Raw genomic sequence first — 15,237 nt, 5'->3', positions numbered from 1 at the left:
CATTCTACAATTAGGTTACTATGTTGGAATTAACGGTTTTTGGGATACTTGCGATTTACCTGGTCTATTGGATTATTAAGTCGCTGATAGACAAGCTCTACTTTGAGGCGCTCCTGGGGGCGGGGGTTGTCGTGCTGTCGGCTCAGATATTTATTGTCGCCAATTTCGCCGGGCAGTTCTTGCGCGTGAGGATGGCGAAGAACCTCAACATGACTTTGCAATCCATCGGCCTGTCTTTGCTGGTTGGTTCGATTGTCTTACTGGTTGGGGCGTTTGTATCAAAGCGCAAGATGAGTAGTCTAATTTCGCTATGGGGTAGTACGCAGTTATTTATGACCCAGGGAGTGTACGGTATCATCAGGCATCCCGTGCACCTTAGCGGGATGCTGGCGACGTTGGGTATAGCGCTGCTAATGGCTAACATCGCGGTTATGGCCCTTGGCGCAATCGCATGCGGGGCGTTTTTTGCCGCGTCCAGGGAAGAGGACAGGCACGGCGAAGAGAACATCGGGCACGAGTACGATGTCTATATGCAAAACGTTCCGGCATTTAATTTCGTGCAGGGCATATCGAAAGCTCTACAGAACCGCTAGGGCGCATGCTGCGGGCATGCATTTTTTACTGGAGAATTCAAAGCATGAAGATCGATATCGTAACAATTTTTCCGCCTCTTTTTACCGGTTTTTTAAGCGAGAGCATGATGCGAATCGCTCAGGAAAAACATCTTATTGATATTAAGGTGCGCGACCTGCGCGATTGGACCGTGGATCGGCATCGACAGGTAGACGACATACCTTATGGCGGGGGGTTCGGGATGGTGATGAAGCCGGACCCGTTTTATAAAGCGGTCCTTGATATCGGGGCGCCGGGGAGCCTTGAGCAAATCCGGCAAAAGGCCAGGATTGTGCTATTTACACCGCGTGGTAGAATTCTTAAACAAGATTTAGTTGAAGAATTCGCGCGGGAAGAGCATATTATTATGCTGTGCGGGCGATACGAGGGTATCGACGAGCGGGTTCATAAGCATGTTGCAACGGATGAGATTTCACTTGGTGATTTCGTGCTTTCCGGCGGGGAGATACCGGCGATGGCGTTGACCGAGGCGGTTACGCGGCTTATTCCGGGTGTGTTGGGTGCCGAGGAGTCGCTTGTCGAGGAGAGCTTTGAGGAAGGGCTACTCGAGTATCCTCAATATACCAGGCCGCCCGAGTTTATGGGGTGGAGCGTGCCGGAGGTACTGCTCTCGGGGCACCACGGGGAGATCGCCAAGTGGCGCCGCAGGGAACGTCTCAAGGCAACCTTGCTAAGAAGGCCTGATTTGCTTGCTAAAGCGCATCTATCGGACCAGGATCTGAAGATGCTGGAACAGTTGCGAGAAGAACCGGGTGAACAATAAGAAGCAACCGCATGTATTGGGTTTTTTGCCGATTGCCGGGTGCCGAAAGCTGAAAGCTTCTTTATGGGGTTGCTATACGAAGTTGATTTCGCTATAATTTGAGTGTTATGCCAAGAAGGAGGATACGATGAATCGCATAGAAAGCATTGAAAGAGCACAGCTTAGAGATGATATACCAAGCTTCGGCCCTGGGGATACCGTTAAGGTTCACTATAAGGTTGTTGAGGCCGGACGAGAGAGAACGCAGATGTTCCAGGGAGTCGTCTTAAAGAAACAGAACGGCGGCGTCAGGGAAACATTTACCGTGCGCAAGATATCCTTTGGAATCGGCGTCGAAAGGACGTTTCCGATTCATACGCCAAAGATCGCAAAGATCGAGGTTCTCTCAAGGGGTAAAGTACGGCGCTCGAAGCTCTACTATCTAAGAGAGAAAATCGGCAAAAAGGCCCGCATCAAAGAGAAGAGATACTAATATTTGTGGCGGAAGAGAGCGAAAATATGTCCGATAGCGAGAAAGCCGGTGCCGATTCGGGCATTGGCTTGGCGAACTCGTTAGCTAATGATTCTAGTGAGTCGAATGAAATAAAAAGTGAACCGCGGGGCAAGGACTCTTTTGTCTCGTTTCTCAAAGAGCTGCCCGTTCTGGTAATAACGGCTGTAATAATAGCCTTTGTAATAAAATGGCTGGTAGTACAGCCTTTTTACATTCCTTCGGGCTCGATGGAGCCCACGCTTGTTCCCGGCGACAGGGTTCTGGTCAGTAAGTTTATCTACCGGTTTGTTCAGCCAAAGCCGGGGGACATCATCGTCTTTATCGCACCAAACGGGGATGGCCGCGACTTTATAAAGAGAATCGTGGCCACCGGAGGCGATACCGTCGAGGTTAAAGAGGGCCGGCTTTATGTAAACGGTAAGCCGTCCCAGGGCGACTACAAGACCATGCCGGGGGATTATAGCAACTTTCCGGCGAAAAAAATCCCGAAGGGACGCGTCTTTGTCATGGGGGATAACAGACCGAATTCGATGGATGCGCGCGTATTCGGCCCGCTCGACGAAAACGCAATTTTAGGGCGGGCGTTCACGGTCTATTGGCCGCTCGACCATATGACGCTGTTGAATTAGCTTTTAAATTTTCACTCTATTTCAGTATTGTATATATTTACATTAATTTGGTCTCCTATGGATTTCTCCAAGTACACAATTGCCGAGATTAAGACTATGTTGGATCAGGCAGGAGCGAGTGAGCGCGCCCGTCTTGTATCCCGGCTTGGAAACGATCCCCGCCAGGGGGTTCAGAGAATAGTAACTTCCTACCACAACGAAATCAAGCGGTTTGAGGCCGAGGATATGAGGCAGAAAGAACTATCTAAGTACGAGAGAGCGATTCACAAGCAGGGCTTTACTTTAGTAGCCGGGGCAGATGAGGCGGGCAGGGGGGCGCTTGCCGGACCGATTGTTGCGGCGGCGGTCATCCTTCCAAAGAATGCAAAGATTCACGGGTTGCGTGATAGCAAACTACTCAGCGCAGAACAACGAGAAGACCTGTATGGCAAGATAGTCAATGTGGCCGTTGCATGGAAGGCGGCGCGTATCGAGCATCATCAAATAGACGCGCACGGTATCCAATGGGCGAATCTGCAGTCGCTCGAGAGGGCGATTTTGGGGCTTGAGCCGGGGCCGGACTATGTGCTGCTCGACGCGTTCGATATAAAAACCCTCGAAATCCCGCATCTTGCTATTGTGAAAGGCGACAGGCTGTCGCTCTCGATAGCGGCGGCATCGGTGATCGCAAAGGTAACGCGCGACCGCATTATGCGCGAGTATCATAAAGACTACCCGGCGTATGGGTTCGATCGGCATAAGGGATACGGGACGCAACCGCATATTCGTGCTCTTGAGGAGTGCGGTATCTCGCCTATACACCGCACATGTTTTATGCCTGTTGCGGGGTATGAGCAGCTCGGCTTAATGTAGATCTTCTAACAGAATCATCCCGCTATACCTATCATCGTACATCGGATACTAAAGATGCAGGTGCCTCACGCGGCTCTATGTGGCTATGACGGCGCGTGGTTGGTATAATGCAATATAAAAATGTCTCATTTTGGGAACATTATAGGTTGACAAGCGAAACCATGACGGAAGAAACCAAAAACCAAGAGAGCAGCGAAAGCGGAAAAATCATATATAAAGGAATCGAGTTTGCGCATCCAAGCGAGGAGCAGTGTGCGAGGATACTCGATTTCTACGGCGTTCGGTGGGAGTACGAGCCGAATACGTTTCCCATAGAATGGGACAAGGAAGGCAACGTCACACAAAGCTTCTCGCCGGATTTTTATCTGCCCGATTTGGATTTGTATATCGAGCTTACGACGATGAGCCAGAAGCTTGTTACCAAGAAAAACCGGAAAGTAAGAAAGCTAAGGGAACTCTATCCCGACATACAGATAAAGATATTCTATCAGAAGGACTTTAAGAACCTTCTGTTGAAGTACGGATTACCTCGTTTGTAAAGAAGTTACTTGTGCTGTAGTCGATGTTGGTGCGGTTGAGCGATTCGTGGGTGCGTAGTGTTAAACGATGATATTGAAAAGGTATTAATCACCGAGGCGGAGATCAAGTATAAGATTCATGAGTTAGGCGGGATTATCTCCAATGAGTATTCCGGCAAAGACCTCGTGATGGTAAGCGTCCTGCGGGGTGGGGTTATTTTTATGGCGGACCTGGTCCGCTCGATCTCGATCCCGGTCACCATCGATTTTATGGCAATCTCAAGCTACGGGCCATCGACAGATACATCGGGCGTCGTGCGGGTTTTAAAAGACCTGGAAGAGAACATTAACGATCGCCATGTGTTGATTGTTGAGGACATTATAGACACCGGTCTTACATTAAGCTATTTGTTGCGAAGCCTTAAGGCGCGCGAACCGGCCGGCCTTGACGTATGCGTGCTTCTCGATAAATCGGCCCGCAGAATAGTGGACCTGCCGATAAAGTACAAGGGATTTGATGTTCCCGATGTGTTTGTGGTGGGTTATGGGCTTGATTACAGGCAAAAATATCGCAACTTGCCGTATGTCGGCATTTTAAATAAATCTGTCTATGAGGAAGAGTGGGCGAATCTTTAATCCTTCTCGTTTATCCAGATCTAATTATTAGATTATGCCTGCTAACGGCCCGTTGTTGATAACTGATAGTTAGTTGCCGAACTAATTGCGCATCATTATGCCTTATGGTATGATTAGTCCGAACTTAGTGCAGAGATTATTTTAGTGAGTGGGTACAAACCCACTCTTTTAATTATGAGGGTGCTGCTTTCATGAAGCGTGATCCTAAGGTCGAGAGGATTGAGCAGCTTATCGAGCCCGTTATTGAGCGTGAGAGCCTCGAGTTAGTTGATGTGGAACTCATACGCGAAGCAATCGGGCTTGTTCTTCGTATTCTTGTGGATTCGAAAGAAGACGGCATAAGCCTGGACAGGCTTGCTAAGATAAGCCAGTCGGTCGGGGCCATTCTGGATGAATCCGGGATTGTTACGCAGAAGTATACGCTGGAAGTATCGTCTCCCGGCATTGAGCGGCCGTTAAAGAAGCCCGAGCATTTCAAGCGGTTTGTCGGTTCGAATATTTCGGTAAAAACCGAGAAGCCGATTGGAAAACGCAGGCAATTTAAGGGGCGGTTGCTTGAAGCCGACGATAAAGGCTTTGTAATCGAAGTCGAGGGCGAGAACTTCGAGATCGACTACGATAACGTAGCAAAAGCGCGCCTTCAGGTCGAACTGGAGTTTTAGCTAACGGCTAACAACTCTAGCTTATGGTTTGCTTACTTAAGTTGACCTAAGTTCCAGCTTGAGTTTTAGCTTATGTTTTAGTTTTTTGAAAGGGGCTATATAACGTGAACGGAGAGTTGATTGAAGCTCTAAAGCAACTTGAACGCGAAAAGCAAATAGATCCACACACGGTGCTTGAGGCGCTCAGTTCTGCTCTAGCGTCAGCGTACAAACGAAACTACGGCGCCGGCACAAGCGATATTAGAGTGAATATCGATCCGAAAACCGGAAATATCAGCGTGTTTTCTCAGGAGTGGATTGAGAAAGAAGGCGAAGAGCCCGAACTTGTTGAAGAGGAGATCACGCCGGAGAACTTCGGCAGAATCGCTGCGCAGACGGCAAAGCAGGTTATCCTGCAGCGCATCCGAGAAGCGGAGCGTGAGAAGATGTACCAGGAATATATCGACCGTGAGGGCGATATCGTCACGGGCATCGTCGAGCAGAGCGATCAGCGCTATACGCTGGTCAACCTCGGAAGAGTTGAGGCGTTGCTGCCACCAACGGAGCAGGTGCCAACCGAGAGGTACGACCACGGTATGCGTTTAAAGACATATATCGTTGAGGTCAGGCGCACGACCAAGGAACCTCAGATTATCGTATCGAGAACCCACCCGAGCCTGCTGCGGCGCTTGTTTGAACTGGAAGTACCGGAGATTTACGATGGCTACGTCGAGATAAAATCCGTTGCCCGTGAGCCGGGATACCGGTCAAAGATCGCAGTAGCGTCCAGAGAAGCAAGCATCGATCCGGTCGGCGCTTGCGTTGGCCCTAAGGGTTCGCGCGTGCGTATGGTCGTAAGCGAGCTTCGCGGGGAGAAGATCGATGTCGTTGAGTGGAGCGAAGACCCGGCTAAGTTCGTGGCCAACGCGCTCAGTCCGGCAAAGGTCAAAGCCGTCAAGATCAGCGAGGCACAACACACGGCTGCAGTGGTTGTGCCTGATAACCAGCTATCCCTTGCGATCGGCAAGGAAGGTCAAAACGCGCGACTTGCCGCAAAGCTCACCGGGTGGAGGATCGATATAAAGAGCGAGAGCCAGGCAAAAGATGTTGCGGAAACGACCCATATATTAGAGGTCGGCGGCCATATCGAAGATGACGGTACAGCGGCTTGTATCTGCCAGGCGGTAAAATCATCCGGCGAACGTTGTTCTAATAAAGCGCGGCCGGGAAGCAAGTATTGTGGGGTTCACAAGAAACTTGAAGACGAGGAGTAGATGACCTTGGCGCAAGCTAAGAAACTTCCGCAAAGAACCTGCACCGGATGCCGTGAGATTAAGCCCAAAAAGGCGTTAATCAGGATCGTTAGGACTCCCGAGAAAAACATTATCGTCGATCCTACGGGAAAAGCTAACGGACGCGGGGCATATATCTGCCCGAGGAAGGAATGCCTTGAGGCAGCGATAAAGAGTAAACGACTAAGTAAAGCCCTGGAAGTAGAGATACGTCCGGAGGAACTTAAAAAATTAGAAGAAGAGCTGGAAGCCTTAATCAAGGCATCCGGCGAATAGATTAGGTGGTGATAGGATGAGAGTTTATGAGCTGGCAAAGCAAATGGGTATTTCCAGTGCAGAGCTTATGGACAAACTAAAAACAATAGGCATCGAAGTTAAAAGTCATGCCGCCTCTATTGATCCTGAGGTGGTACGAAAACTTGACGGTGCCCCGAAAGCCAGTTCGTCACCACGCGCAGCAGTGCAGGACAAGGAAACGGTAGCCAAGAAAACGGCGACTACGAAACCGGCCAAGGCCAGTGCGAAAGCCGCTTCAGAAAAAGCTCCGGTTGCGGCACAGACCAAGGCGGCTCCTCAGGTAAAAGCTGCAGAGACACCAAGAGCGCCGCAAGCCGAGCGCCCGTCTCAGCCGGCACAGCCGGCCAAAACCGGTGTAAAAGCGCAAGGTGGGGCGAACGTGCAGGCCGATACAAAGCCAAAACCGGGTGCAAAGACACCGCAGACGCAGAGAAGACCGGGGACAAGGCCGGCTGCGCCTCAGAAGCAGAGCGGAAGACCTCAGGTAACAGTTGAGGAGCCCAAGCGCGTAATCGAGGTGCCTCTTGCCGCAACGGTAAAAGAATTTGCGAGCTTAGTCGGTAAAGAACCGAACGAGCTGATAAAAATGCTGCTTAAGCTCGGCGAGCTGGTCACAATCAGCCAGTCGTTGAGTTCGGAGGCAATAGAAATTCTTGCGGATGAAATGGAACTTAATGTTAAGTTCTACAATCCCGAAGAAGTGCATGTTGAAGAAGAGATAGTTGAAGATAGCGATAGCCTTTTACCACGACCCCCGGTCGTTACGGTTATGGGTCACGTCGACCACGGTAAAACATCCCTGCTCGATGCGCTCAGGAAAACCGATGTTACCTCTGGTGAGGCCGGCGGCATAACGCAGCATATAGGTGCCTACCAGGTGGTTCTGGGCGGGCGCAAGATCACGTTTATCGACACACCCGGTCACGAGGCCTTTACGGCTATGCGAGCCCGAGGCGCGAATGTCACGGACATCGTAGTGCTTGTCGTTGCGGCCGATGACGGCGTTATGCCGCAGACCGTTGAGGCGATAAACCACGCAAAAGCCGCAGGCGTCCCGATTGTAGTCGCGGTCAATAAGATAGACAAACCCAATGCGGACCCCACAAGGGTGCGCCAGGAACTCACAAAATACGAGCTGATTCCCGAGGAGTGGGGCGGAGAGACCATCTTTGTCGATGTGTCCGCCAAGAAGCAGATCAACCTCGGAGACTTACTCGAGATGATTCTGCTGGTCGCCGATGTCCAGGAGCTAAAAGCAAATCCTAAGGCAACGGCGCGCGGTATCACTATCGAAGCAAAGCTCGATCGCGGTCGGGGCCCGATCGCTACTGTCCTTATAAATCGCGGTACGCTTCGCGTTGGTGATGCGGTTATCGCAGGCACGGCTTACGGCAAGGTGCGGGCAATGAACGATGACAAGGGTCATCCTGTTCGCGAGGCTACACCGGCGCAGCCGGTTGAGGTAATCGGCCTCTCGTCGCTTCCGCGGGGGGGCGAGGAACTCAAAGTCGTCGAAGATGAGAAGACGGCACGCCGTATCGCAGAAAAGCGGGCGCTCAAACGCCGCTTGATCGCGCAAGAGCAACGCCGCAGAATTACGCTTGAAGACCTATTCAGCAGGATTCAGGAGGGCGAGGTTAAAGATCTTAACCTGGTCATCAAGGCGGATACGCAAGGCTCGGTCGAGGCGTTGAAGGACGCTCTGTACAAACTAAATACCAGTGAGGTACAGATTCAGGTTATTCATACCGGCGTTGGCGGTATATCAGAGACAGACATAATGCTCGCCGCAGCATCCAATGCGATTGTTATCGGCTTTAACGTAAGGCCTGATATCAACGCAACGGCGATGGCGACGAAGGAATCCGTCGATATACGTACCTACAGGATCATCTACAAAGTCGTCGAGGATATTACCAGCGCGCTGTCGGGTCTTCTGTCGCCGGCTATCGACGAAGTCGACACCGGCCGGGCCGAAGTCAGGGCGCTGTTTAAAGTTCCCAAGCTCGGCGTCATAGCGGGGTGCTATGTCACAAACGGAGAAATCGACCGGAACGACCGGGTACGACTGGTCAGGGAAGGTCAGGTAGTATATGATGGCGGAATCATATCGCTTAGAAGGTTTAAAGACGATGTTAAAACCGTCCGCGAAGGTTTCGAATGCGGTATAGGCCTTGAGAACTTCCAGGATGTCAAAGAGGGCGACGTCATCGAGACCTACAAACTGGTCGAGAGAGAACGTCAATTAGGTGAATAAACATGGTAGTGGGATTGCTCAGGATGGAGTTGTACCTGCCTGCGGCAAATTCTCTTAAAGACAAGAGACAGATCGTTAAGAGCATCATTGGTAAAGTCGAGAGCAAGTATAACGTTTCTATCTCGGAAGTCGGCAACCATGAACTCTGGCAGCGGGTGACCATCGGGATTGCCCACGTATCGGAGAAGGGCGAGCAAACAAAAAAAGTGCTCGACCATATAGACAGATACATTGAGAACCTGGATAAAGCTATCGTTAGTGAGAGACAGGTGTCGATGTTCTCACCGGAATAAATAAAGCAAGCGGGGTCAGACCATATTTTTGGACTGACCCTGTTTTAATCGTATAGATTAACCCGGAGGATGTATTATGGAAACCGCAAGAACACGTAAAGTGGGCGAGCTTATAAAAGAGGAAATCAGCGAAATAATCCAAAAAGAAATAAAGGACCCGAGGATTGGTTTTGTTACAATAACAGGGGTTGATGTTACACCGGGCCTCAGGTTTGCGCATGTTTTTATAAGCGTCCTGGGGAATAAGAAGCAAAAAGAAAGCACGTTGAAGGGCTTGCAAAGCTCAAGCGGGTTCCTGCGTAAAGAGCTTTCTAAACGCATACGGTTGAAATATTTTCCAGAGCTGAAATTTGAATTCGACCCCTCTATCGAAGCGGGGAGGAGAATAGACAAGATCATAAGGAAACTGCATAAACATGAAGAGAAGCGAGACAAAAAAACAAAATGATCAACGAAAGTAATAAGTTCAAGAAAATCGCAGCTAAACTGAAAGAGGCGAACTCGGTCGCGATCACGATACACGTCCAGCCCGACGGGGATGCCCTCGGAAGCCTCTTGGCTATGACTCTCTATCTGAAGCGGCTGGGAAAGGCCGTGTGCGCCACCTGGGGCGAGGAGATCAGAATCCCGGCCCATTATACCTGGTTGCCGGGAATTGATGCTATCCGGGCATTTAGTTCATGTATTGAAGCCGACGTTTTGCTGACTCTCGACTGCGCAAATGCGCATCGCCTGGGGCTGTTAGAGGAGAAGCTTCCGGTATTTAAAACGGTTATCAATATCGATCATCACATCGATAACTCACGGTTCGGCACGATTAACTTGCTTGATTTCGACGCCGCCGCAACGTGTGAGATTATTTACGACCTGCTACAAGTTATGGAAGCCGATATAACCCCCGATATTGCAACGTTGCTCTATGCCGGAATAGTGACGGATACGGGAAGGTTCCAATACCAAAACACGACCGCGAAGACCCTGCGGGCGGCGGCCGACCTGGTCGACCACGGGGTGTCTCCTAACGCGATATTCGAAAAGATATACGAAAACACCTCGTTCGCTTCATTAAAACTGCTTGCCCGAATTCTCGAGCGGGCGGAACACGTCGAGCAGAGCGGGTTTATCTACTCATACGTATTAGATAGCGACCTCAAAGAGCTGGACATTTCGATGTCGGATACGGAGACCTACATCGATTATTTGAGAACGGCGAAAGAAGCCAGTGTAGCAGGTATATTTAAAGAAACACCTGATGGCAAGCTTAAGGTAAGCCTGAGATCTAAAGGTGTCATCGATGTGGGCACTATTGTGCGAGAAGCAGGCGGGGGAGGACATCGTAACGCAGCCGGCGGCACACTTGACATGAGCATCCCTGAAGCGGTCAAGTGGATATCTTCACGGGTGCTCGCTCAAAAAGCGGCATCGGCTACACGATAATATATGCAAAACAGAGAGATGAACGGCGTTTTAGTCATCGATAAGCCCTCCGGGCGGACATCCCACGACATTGTTGATATCATTCGCAAAGCAACCGGCATGAAGAAGGTCGGACATACCGGCACACTCGACCCCTTGGCAACCGGGGTTTTGGTACTGCTTCTCGGTCGCGCTACCCGCATCGGCAGATTCCTTGAGCTTGAGCCCAAAGAATACATCGCGGGGGCCGTGTTCGGTATCGCTACCGATACGCAAGATATCACCGGTACTATCATCGAAAAGTCAAACACACCGGTCACAAAAGACGCACTCAAGCGGCTTATGCCCGAATTTACCGGTGAGATCTCTCAAATTCCCCCAATGGTATCCGCGATAAAAATCGGTGGGAAGCCCCTGTATAAGCTTGCGCGCCAAGGAAAAGAGATTGAGCGGCCCGAACGAAAGGTTACTATCTTTGAACTGGTGCTTCTTGATTATTCTATAACGGATGGAAAAGCCCATGCCGTATTTCGCGTGCTGTGTTCCGGGGGGACCTACGTGCGAACGCTCATCCACGATATGGGGGCGCGCCTCGGAGCCGGGGCTACACTCGAGAGCCTTCGCCGCACCCGCGTCGGCGTCTACACCGTGTCGCAAGCATTGACCGTCGACGAGGCAAACCGCGAAGCCATCGAAGCGCGGCTTATAAGCATGGACGGCGCGCTGGCGCATTTGCCTCAGGTTATTGTACAAAACGGCCTGATAGGATTACTATTAAACGGGCAGAAAATTGATGCGAAAGGTATAAAAGCACACCCTGACGCTGTCGTGAGCGACGAATTTGTGCGCGTTAAAAGCGAGAACGGGGTTTTGCTTGCCCTAGGCAAGGTTACGAACGAGGCCACGTTCGAGGTAAAGCCGGAAATCGTAGTAGGGTCCGGGGGCCAGGGATGAATGTCTAGGACGAGGGATGAGAAGTGCCTGCTAGATTCTTCGCTAACGCTCAGAATGACAGAAAAGAACGCTCAGAATGACAAATTAAATAACAAGATTCTAATCATTATTTTATAGCAGGTTCGAATAATGGGGTTTGATAGGAACGTGGAGATTATCAGGGGAATAGAGAATATTCAAAACATAGAGGGGCCATCGGCGGTCACCATCGGGGTTTTTGACGGTGTCCATCTCGGTCATCAGACAATAATCAAGATGGCCGTCGATTTCGCGCGAATTATCCACAGAGTAAGTGTTGTGGTCACGTTTGAGCCGCATCCACTGGCAATCGTCCGCCCCGAGAGCCAGCCGCCCCTTCTGACCGCAACCGATCTTAAAGCCGAATATATCCGAGAACTCGGTGCAAATCATTTACTTGTTATCCCGTTTAGTTTGGAATTCGCGAATATGGCAGCCGAAGACTTTATCGACAACGTTCTTCTCGATAAATTGCACGCCCAGTACGTGGTGGTCGGTGAGGATTTTTCCTTCGGAAAAGGCCGGCGCGGTAACGTTGCGTTCCTGGATTCATACGGCGGTCCCAAGGGTCTTAAGGCCATAGGCGTTCCGCACATAAAAACCGATGATATCGTAATCAGCAGCACCGAGGTCAGAGAGCGTCTGAAGCGGGGCGACATTCTTGGCGCACATGAACTCACCGGGCGTTACCCCAGGTTCAGGGGAAAGGTGGTCCATGGCTTTGGGCGCGGGGGGTCGGTCATCGGCGTCCCGACGGCAAATGTTGAGACGCTCTACGGAGAGCTGCTTCCAAGCGCGGGCGTATATGCGGGATATGCCTGGGTGGATGATGATCGCGAGCCGTGTGTTATCGATATCGGCTGGTCGCCGACATTTGGCGATTTGCTCAAACCTGAGATACACGTCCATATCCTAGGTTTTAAAAAAGACATTTACGGTAAGAGAATTGATATCGAGCTTATCGACAAACTAAGGGATGAAAAAACCTTCAACACTATAGACGAATTGAAGCAGCAAATACAAAGGGATATACAAAAAGCGAAAGAAGCGCTTGCATCTAAATCCAAGTAAAGCGTTTACGCAGCACAAGACTTTATGCTAAGATTCCAATAGACTTTTAGAACCGCTAACTAAGTTGCTCGACTCACCAACGGCTACTTGGTTTGCGGGGTTTTATAATAAGGAGGTGACACCATGGCTTTGGAAAAAGACGCCAAATCCGTAATCATTGAAGAGTATAAAACGCATGACAGCGACACGGGCTCACCGGAAGTCCAGGTCGCAATCCTCACCAAGAGAATTAGCGACCTCACTGGGCACCTAAAAGAACATAAGAAGGATCACCACTCCCGCCGTGGTCTTTTGCAGATGGTCGGCCAGCGAAGAAGATTGCTCAATTACTTGAAGAACAAGGATATTGAGAGATACAGAACACTAATATCAAAATTAGGCCTCAGGGCTTAAATACGGGAAACCAAATGGGCAGCCCCACGGGTTGCCCAAAATTCTATACGGAGAAACATTAGGAGGTTCTCAACTATATGGAGCCTAACGCACAAAACGGTGTGCAAGTCAGAGATGTAGTTACGCAAGAGTTTGAAATCGGCGGAAAGACGATAACGTTTCAATCGGGGCTTTTGGCCAGACAGGCCGATGGGGCCGTCACAGTACAGCTGGGCGAGACGATGGTACTTGTGACAGCGGTCGTAGCAGAGGAGCCGAGTGAGGGACGGGATTTTCTCCCGCTGACTGTCGATGTGGAAGAAAAGATGTACGCGGCCGGGAAGATCCCCGGTGGTTTTATCAAAAGGGAAACCAGGCCGAGCGAAAAAGCTACACTTACGGCGCGCCTGATCGACAGGCCGCTAAGGCCGTCGTTTCCCAAGGGATTCTACAACGATATACAGGTTATAGCGACCGTCCTATCGGTTGATTTAGTAAACCAGCCGGATATCATTGCGCTTAACGGTGCGTCTTTGGCGCTCGTTTTGGCAAACGCGCCCTTTAACGGGCCGGTTGCCGGTGTCAGAATCGGCAGGGTTGACGGGCGTTTCGTGTTCAACCCCACCTTCGAGGAACTGGCGGAAAGCGATCTTGACATGGTAGTCGCCGGCAACCGCAACGCCATCCTTATGGTCGAGGCGGGCGCAAAGGAAGTCACCGAAGAGGATACCGTACAGGCACTCGCAGAGGCCCATAAGGCCATCATCGAGCTGTGCGATTTCCAGGAACACTTTAAAGAAGCATACTTAAAAGTGATTCCGGCTTCTAAAAAAGAGATCAAACTGCCTGTTGCCGACATGACCTACGAGCAGATAGAGGAAAAAATCCGCGAATTTGCAACAGGCAAACTTAGGGAAGCCCTTAAAAACCCCGAGAAACTTGCACGCGAGCGCCAGGAGGAAATGATCGAGGACGAGACGATAGAAGAACTCGAGTCGCTTATCGAGGGCAAAGAACAATACGTCTCGAAAATCCTGGCAAAAATACGCAAAGAAGAGATGCGTAAGATGGTCCTTGACGAGGGCATCAGGGCGGATGGTCGCAAAACAAACGAAATCAGGCCGATCCTCATCAAGGTCGGGGTTCTCCCGCGGCCACACGGCTCGGGTCTCTTTACGCGGGGACAAACGCAGGCGCTGTCGGTCGTCACGCTCGGAACCGTAAGAGAAGAGCAGATGATCGACGGTCTTGGCATCGAAGAGTCCAAACGATATATGCACCACTATAACTTCCCACCGTTCGCAACGGGTGAGATAGGGTTCTTGCGCGGGCCAAAACGGCGCGAGATCGGGCACGGCGCGCTTGCCGAGCGGGCGCTCTTCCCGGTTATCCCAAAGGAAGACGAGTTCCCATACACGATTCGAATCGTTTCCGAAGTTCTTGAATCCAACGGTTCTTCATCGATGGCAAGCGTCTGCGGAAGCACGCTTTCGCTTATGGATGCGGGGGTTCCGATAAAAGCCCCGGTTGCGGGTATTGCAATGGGGCTCATCAAGGAGGGCGATCGTATCGCCATCCTGACCGATATCCTCGGCATGGAGGACGCCCTGGGCGACATGGACTTTAAAGTCGCCGGTACGGCCAAAGGAATTACGGCCCTGCAGATGGATATGAAGGTCGAGGGGGTCGGAAGCGATATTCTTGGCAAAGCGCTCGCACAGGCACGCGATGCGCGTCTTTATATCCTGGATAGGATCGCGCAGGTTCTACCGGGGCCGAGAAGCGAACTTTCCAAGTACGCGCCGCGCATCATAACGGTTAAGATACCGTCAGATAAAATTGGTGACCTTATCGGTCCTAAGGGTAAAAACATCCGGGGTATCATCGAAGAGGTCGGCGCCAACTTCGTTACCATCGATATCGAAGAGGACGGCACGGTCTTTATCGCCTCGACCGATGGCCCGGCCGGCGAGCGCGCACGCGAGCTGGTTGAGATGTTCACCAAGGAGCCCAAGGTCGGTGAACGATTCATGGGCACCGTTACCAAAACCACCGGCTTTGGAGCCTTTGTAGAGATACTGCCCGGCAAAGAAGGCCTAGTA

Annotated in this window: 18 protein-coding genes; all 18 read left to right on the top strand. The window is 51.0% G+C overall.

Going from position 1 to position 15,237, the window contains the following annotated elements; all coding sequences use genetic code 11:
• Positions 1 to 20 precede the first annotated feature (20 nt).
• A complete protein-coding gene (locus COY37_RS07900; RefSeq protein WP_286677432.1) occupies positions 21 to 593 on the top strand; it encodes a methyltransferase family protein in 573 nt (190 codons plus the stop codon).
• 44 nt (positions 594 to 637) lie between these two features.
• Positions 638 to 1,396 (top strand): tRNA (guanosine(37)-N1)-methyltransferase TrmD, encoded by a 759-nt coding sequence (gene trmD, locus COY37_RS07895; RefSeq protein WP_286677431.1) that lies wholly within the window; start codon positions 638 to 640, stop codon positions 1,394 to 1,396.
• A 127-nt stretch (positions 1,397 to 1,523) separates the two neighbouring features.
• Positions 1,524 to 1,868 (top strand): 50S ribosomal protein L19, encoded by a 345-nt coding sequence (gene rplS / locus COY37_RS07890; RefSeq protein WP_286677430.1) that lies wholly within the window; start codon positions 1,524 to 1,526, stop codon positions 1,866 to 1,868.
• Positions 1,869 to 1,894: 26 nt separating this feature from the next.
• A complete protein-coding gene (gene lepB, locus COY37_RS07885; RefSeq protein ID WP_286677429.1) occupies positions 1,895 to 2,518 on the top strand; it encodes a signal peptidase I in 624 nt (207 codons plus the stop codon).
• 57 nt (positions 2,519 to 2,575) lie between these two features.
• The gene (gene rnhB / locus COY37_RS07880; protein ID WP_286677428.1) at positions 2,576 to 3,370 is read left to right on the top strand and encodes a ribonuclease HII; all 795 of its coding nucleotides are present in this window, start codon (positions 2,576 to 2,578) and stop codon (positions 3,368 to 3,370) included.
• Between the two features lie 107 nt (positions 3,371 to 3,477).
• Positions 3,478 to 3,909 carry a PDDEXK family nuclease gene (locus COY37_RS07875; protein ID WP_286977105.1) on the top strand — a complete coding sequence of 144 codons (432 nt, stop codon included), beginning with the start codon at positions 3,478 to 3,480 and terminating at the stop codon, positions 3,907 to 3,909.
• A gap of 57 nt (positions 3,910 to 3,966) precedes the next feature.
• Positions 3,967 to 4,524, top strand: a complete 558-nt coding sequence (gene hpt / locus COY37_RS07870; RefSeq protein WP_286677426.1) for a hypoxanthine phosphoribosyltransferase — start codon at positions 3,967 to 3,969, stop codon at positions 4,522 to 4,524.
• A gap of 191 nt (positions 4,525 to 4,715) precedes the next feature.
• Positions 4,716 to 5,186: a ribosome maturation factor RimP gene (rimP, locus tag COY37_RS07865; RefSeq protein WP_286677425.1), complete on the top strand. Its 471-nt coding sequence runs from the start codon at positions 4,716 to 4,718 to the stop codon at positions 5,184 to 5,186.
• A gap of 104 nt (positions 5,187 to 5,290) precedes the next feature.
• Positions 5,291 to 6,439 (top strand): transcription termination factor NusA, encoded by a 1,149-nt coding sequence (gene nusA, locus COY37_RS07860; protein WP_286677424.1) that lies wholly within the window; start codon positions 5,291 to 5,293, stop codon positions 6,437 to 6,439.
• Entirely contained in the window at positions 6,440 to 6,733 is a 294-nt protein-coding gene (gene rnpM, locus COY37_RS07855; protein ID WP_286677423.1) for an RNase P modulator RnpM, read from the top strand.
• A 16-nt stretch (positions 6,734 to 6,749) separates the two neighbouring features.
• A complete protein-coding gene (gene infB, locus COY37_RS07850; protein ID WP_286677422.1) occupies positions 6,750 to 9,011 on the top strand; it encodes a translation initiation factor IF-2 in 2,262 nt (753 codons plus the stop codon).
• 2 nt (positions 9,012 to 9,013) lie between these two features.
• Entirely contained in the window at positions 9,014 to 9,304 is a 291-nt protein-coding gene (locus tag COY37_RS07845; protein WP_286677421.1) for a DUF503 domain-containing protein, read from the top strand.
• A 76-nt stretch (positions 9,305 to 9,380) separates the two neighbouring features.
• Positions 9,381 to 9,752 (top strand): 30S ribosome-binding factor RbfA, encoded by a 372-nt coding sequence (rbfA, locus tag COY37_RS07840; RefSeq protein ID WP_286677420.1) that lies wholly within the window; start codon positions 9,381 to 9,383, stop codon positions 9,750 to 9,752.
• Positions 9,749 to 10,741 (top strand): DHH family phosphoesterase, encoded by a 993-nt coding sequence (locus COY37_RS07835; RefSeq protein WP_286677419.1) that lies wholly within the window; start codon positions 9,749 to 9,751, stop codon positions 10,739 to 10,741. Before rbfA ends, COY37_RS07835 begins: the two co-directional genes overlap by 4 nt.
• 3 nt (positions 10,742 to 10,744) lie before the next feature.
• Entirely contained in the window at positions 10,745 to 11,674 is a 930-nt protein-coding gene (gene truB, locus COY37_RS07830) for a tRNA pseudouridine(55) synthase TruB (RefSeq protein WP_286677418.1), read from the top strand.
• A 129-nt stretch (positions 11,675 to 11,803) separates the two neighbouring features.
• A complete protein-coding gene (locus COY37_RS07825) occupies positions 11,804 to 12,763 on the top strand; it encodes a bifunctional riboflavin kinase/FAD synthetase (protein WP_286677417.1) in 960 nt (319 codons plus the stop codon).
• A gap of 123 nt (positions 12,764 to 12,886) precedes the next feature.
• Entirely contained in the window at positions 12,887 to 13,156 is a 270-nt protein-coding gene (rpsO, locus tag COY37_RS07820) for a 30S ribosomal protein S15 (RefSeq protein ID WP_286677416.1), read from the top strand.
• A 77-nt stretch (positions 13,157 to 13,233) separates the two neighbouring features.
• A partial coding sequence (locus COY37_RS07815; RefSeq protein ID WP_286977096.1) for a polyribonucleotide nucleotidyltransferase occupies positions 13,234 to 15,237 on the top strand: 2,004 nt, incomplete at its 3' end.

The sequence above is a fragment of the Candidatus Aquicultor secundus genome, from assembly GCF_002791875.1.
GTDB classification, from domain to species: Bacteria; Actinomycetota; Aquicultoria; order Aquicultorales; family Aquicultoraceae; genus Aquicultor_A; species Aquicultor_A secundus.
This window is presented reverse-complemented; position numbering and strand designations above follow the sequence as displayed.

Bases quoted from the DNA above. Each gene is read 5' to 3' on its own strand.
- COY37_RS07900 (WP_286677432.1), top strand. From the start codon at position 21: ATGTTGGAATTAACGGTTTTTGGGATACTTGCGATTTACCTGGTCTAT.
- trmD (WP_286677431.1), top strand. From the start codon at position 638: ATGAAGATCGATATCGTAACAATTTTTCCGCCTCTTTTTACCGGTTTT.
- rplS (WP_286677430.1), top strand. From the start codon at position 1,524: ATGAATCGCATAGAAAGCATTGAAAGAGCACAGCTTAGAGATGATATA.
- lepB (WP_286677429.1), top strand. From the start codon at position 1,895: ATGTCCGATAGCGAGAAAGCCGGTGCCGATTCGGGCATTGGCTTGGCG.
- rnhB (WP_286677428.1), top strand. From the start codon at position 2,576: ATGGATTTCTCCAAGTACACAATTGCCGAGATTAAGACTATGTTGGAT.
- COY37_RS07875 (WP_286977105.1), top strand. From the start codon at position 3,478: ATGCAATATAAAAATGTCTCATTTTGGGAACATTATAGGTTGACAAGC.
- rimP (WP_286677425.1), top strand. From the start codon at position 4,716: ATGAAGCGTGATCCTAAGGTCGAGAGGATTGAGCAGCTTATCGAGCCC.
- rnpM (WP_286677423.1), top strand. From the start codon at position 6,440: ATGACCTTGGCGCAAGCTAAGAAACTTCCGCAAAGAACCTGCACCGGA.
- infB (WP_286677422.1), top strand. From the start codon at position 6,750: ATGAGAGTTTATGAGCTGGCAAAGCAAATGGGTATTTCCAGTGCAGAG.
- COY37_RS07845 (WP_286677421.1), top strand. From the start codon at position 9,014: ATGGTAGTGGGATTGCTCAGGATGGAGTTGTACCTGCCTGCGGCAAAT.
- rbfA (WP_286677420.1), top strand. From the start codon at position 9,381: ATGGAAACCGCAAGAACACGTAAAGTGGGCGAGCTTATAAAAGAGGAA.
- COY37_RS07835 (WP_286677419.1), top strand. From the start codon at position 9,749: ATGATCAACGAAAGTAATAAGTTCAAGAAAATCGCAGCTAAACTGAAA.
- truB (WP_286677418.1), top strand. From the start codon at position 10,745: ATGCAAAACAGAGAGATGAACGGCGTTTTAGTCATCGATAAGCCCTCC.
- COY37_RS07825 (WP_286677417.1), top strand. From the start codon at position 11,804: ATGGGGTTTGATAGGAACGTGGAGATTATCAGGGGAATAGAGAATATT.
- rpsO (WP_286677416.1), top strand. From the start codon at position 12,887: ATGGCTTTGGAAAAAGACGCCAAATCCGTAATCATTGAAGAGTATAAA.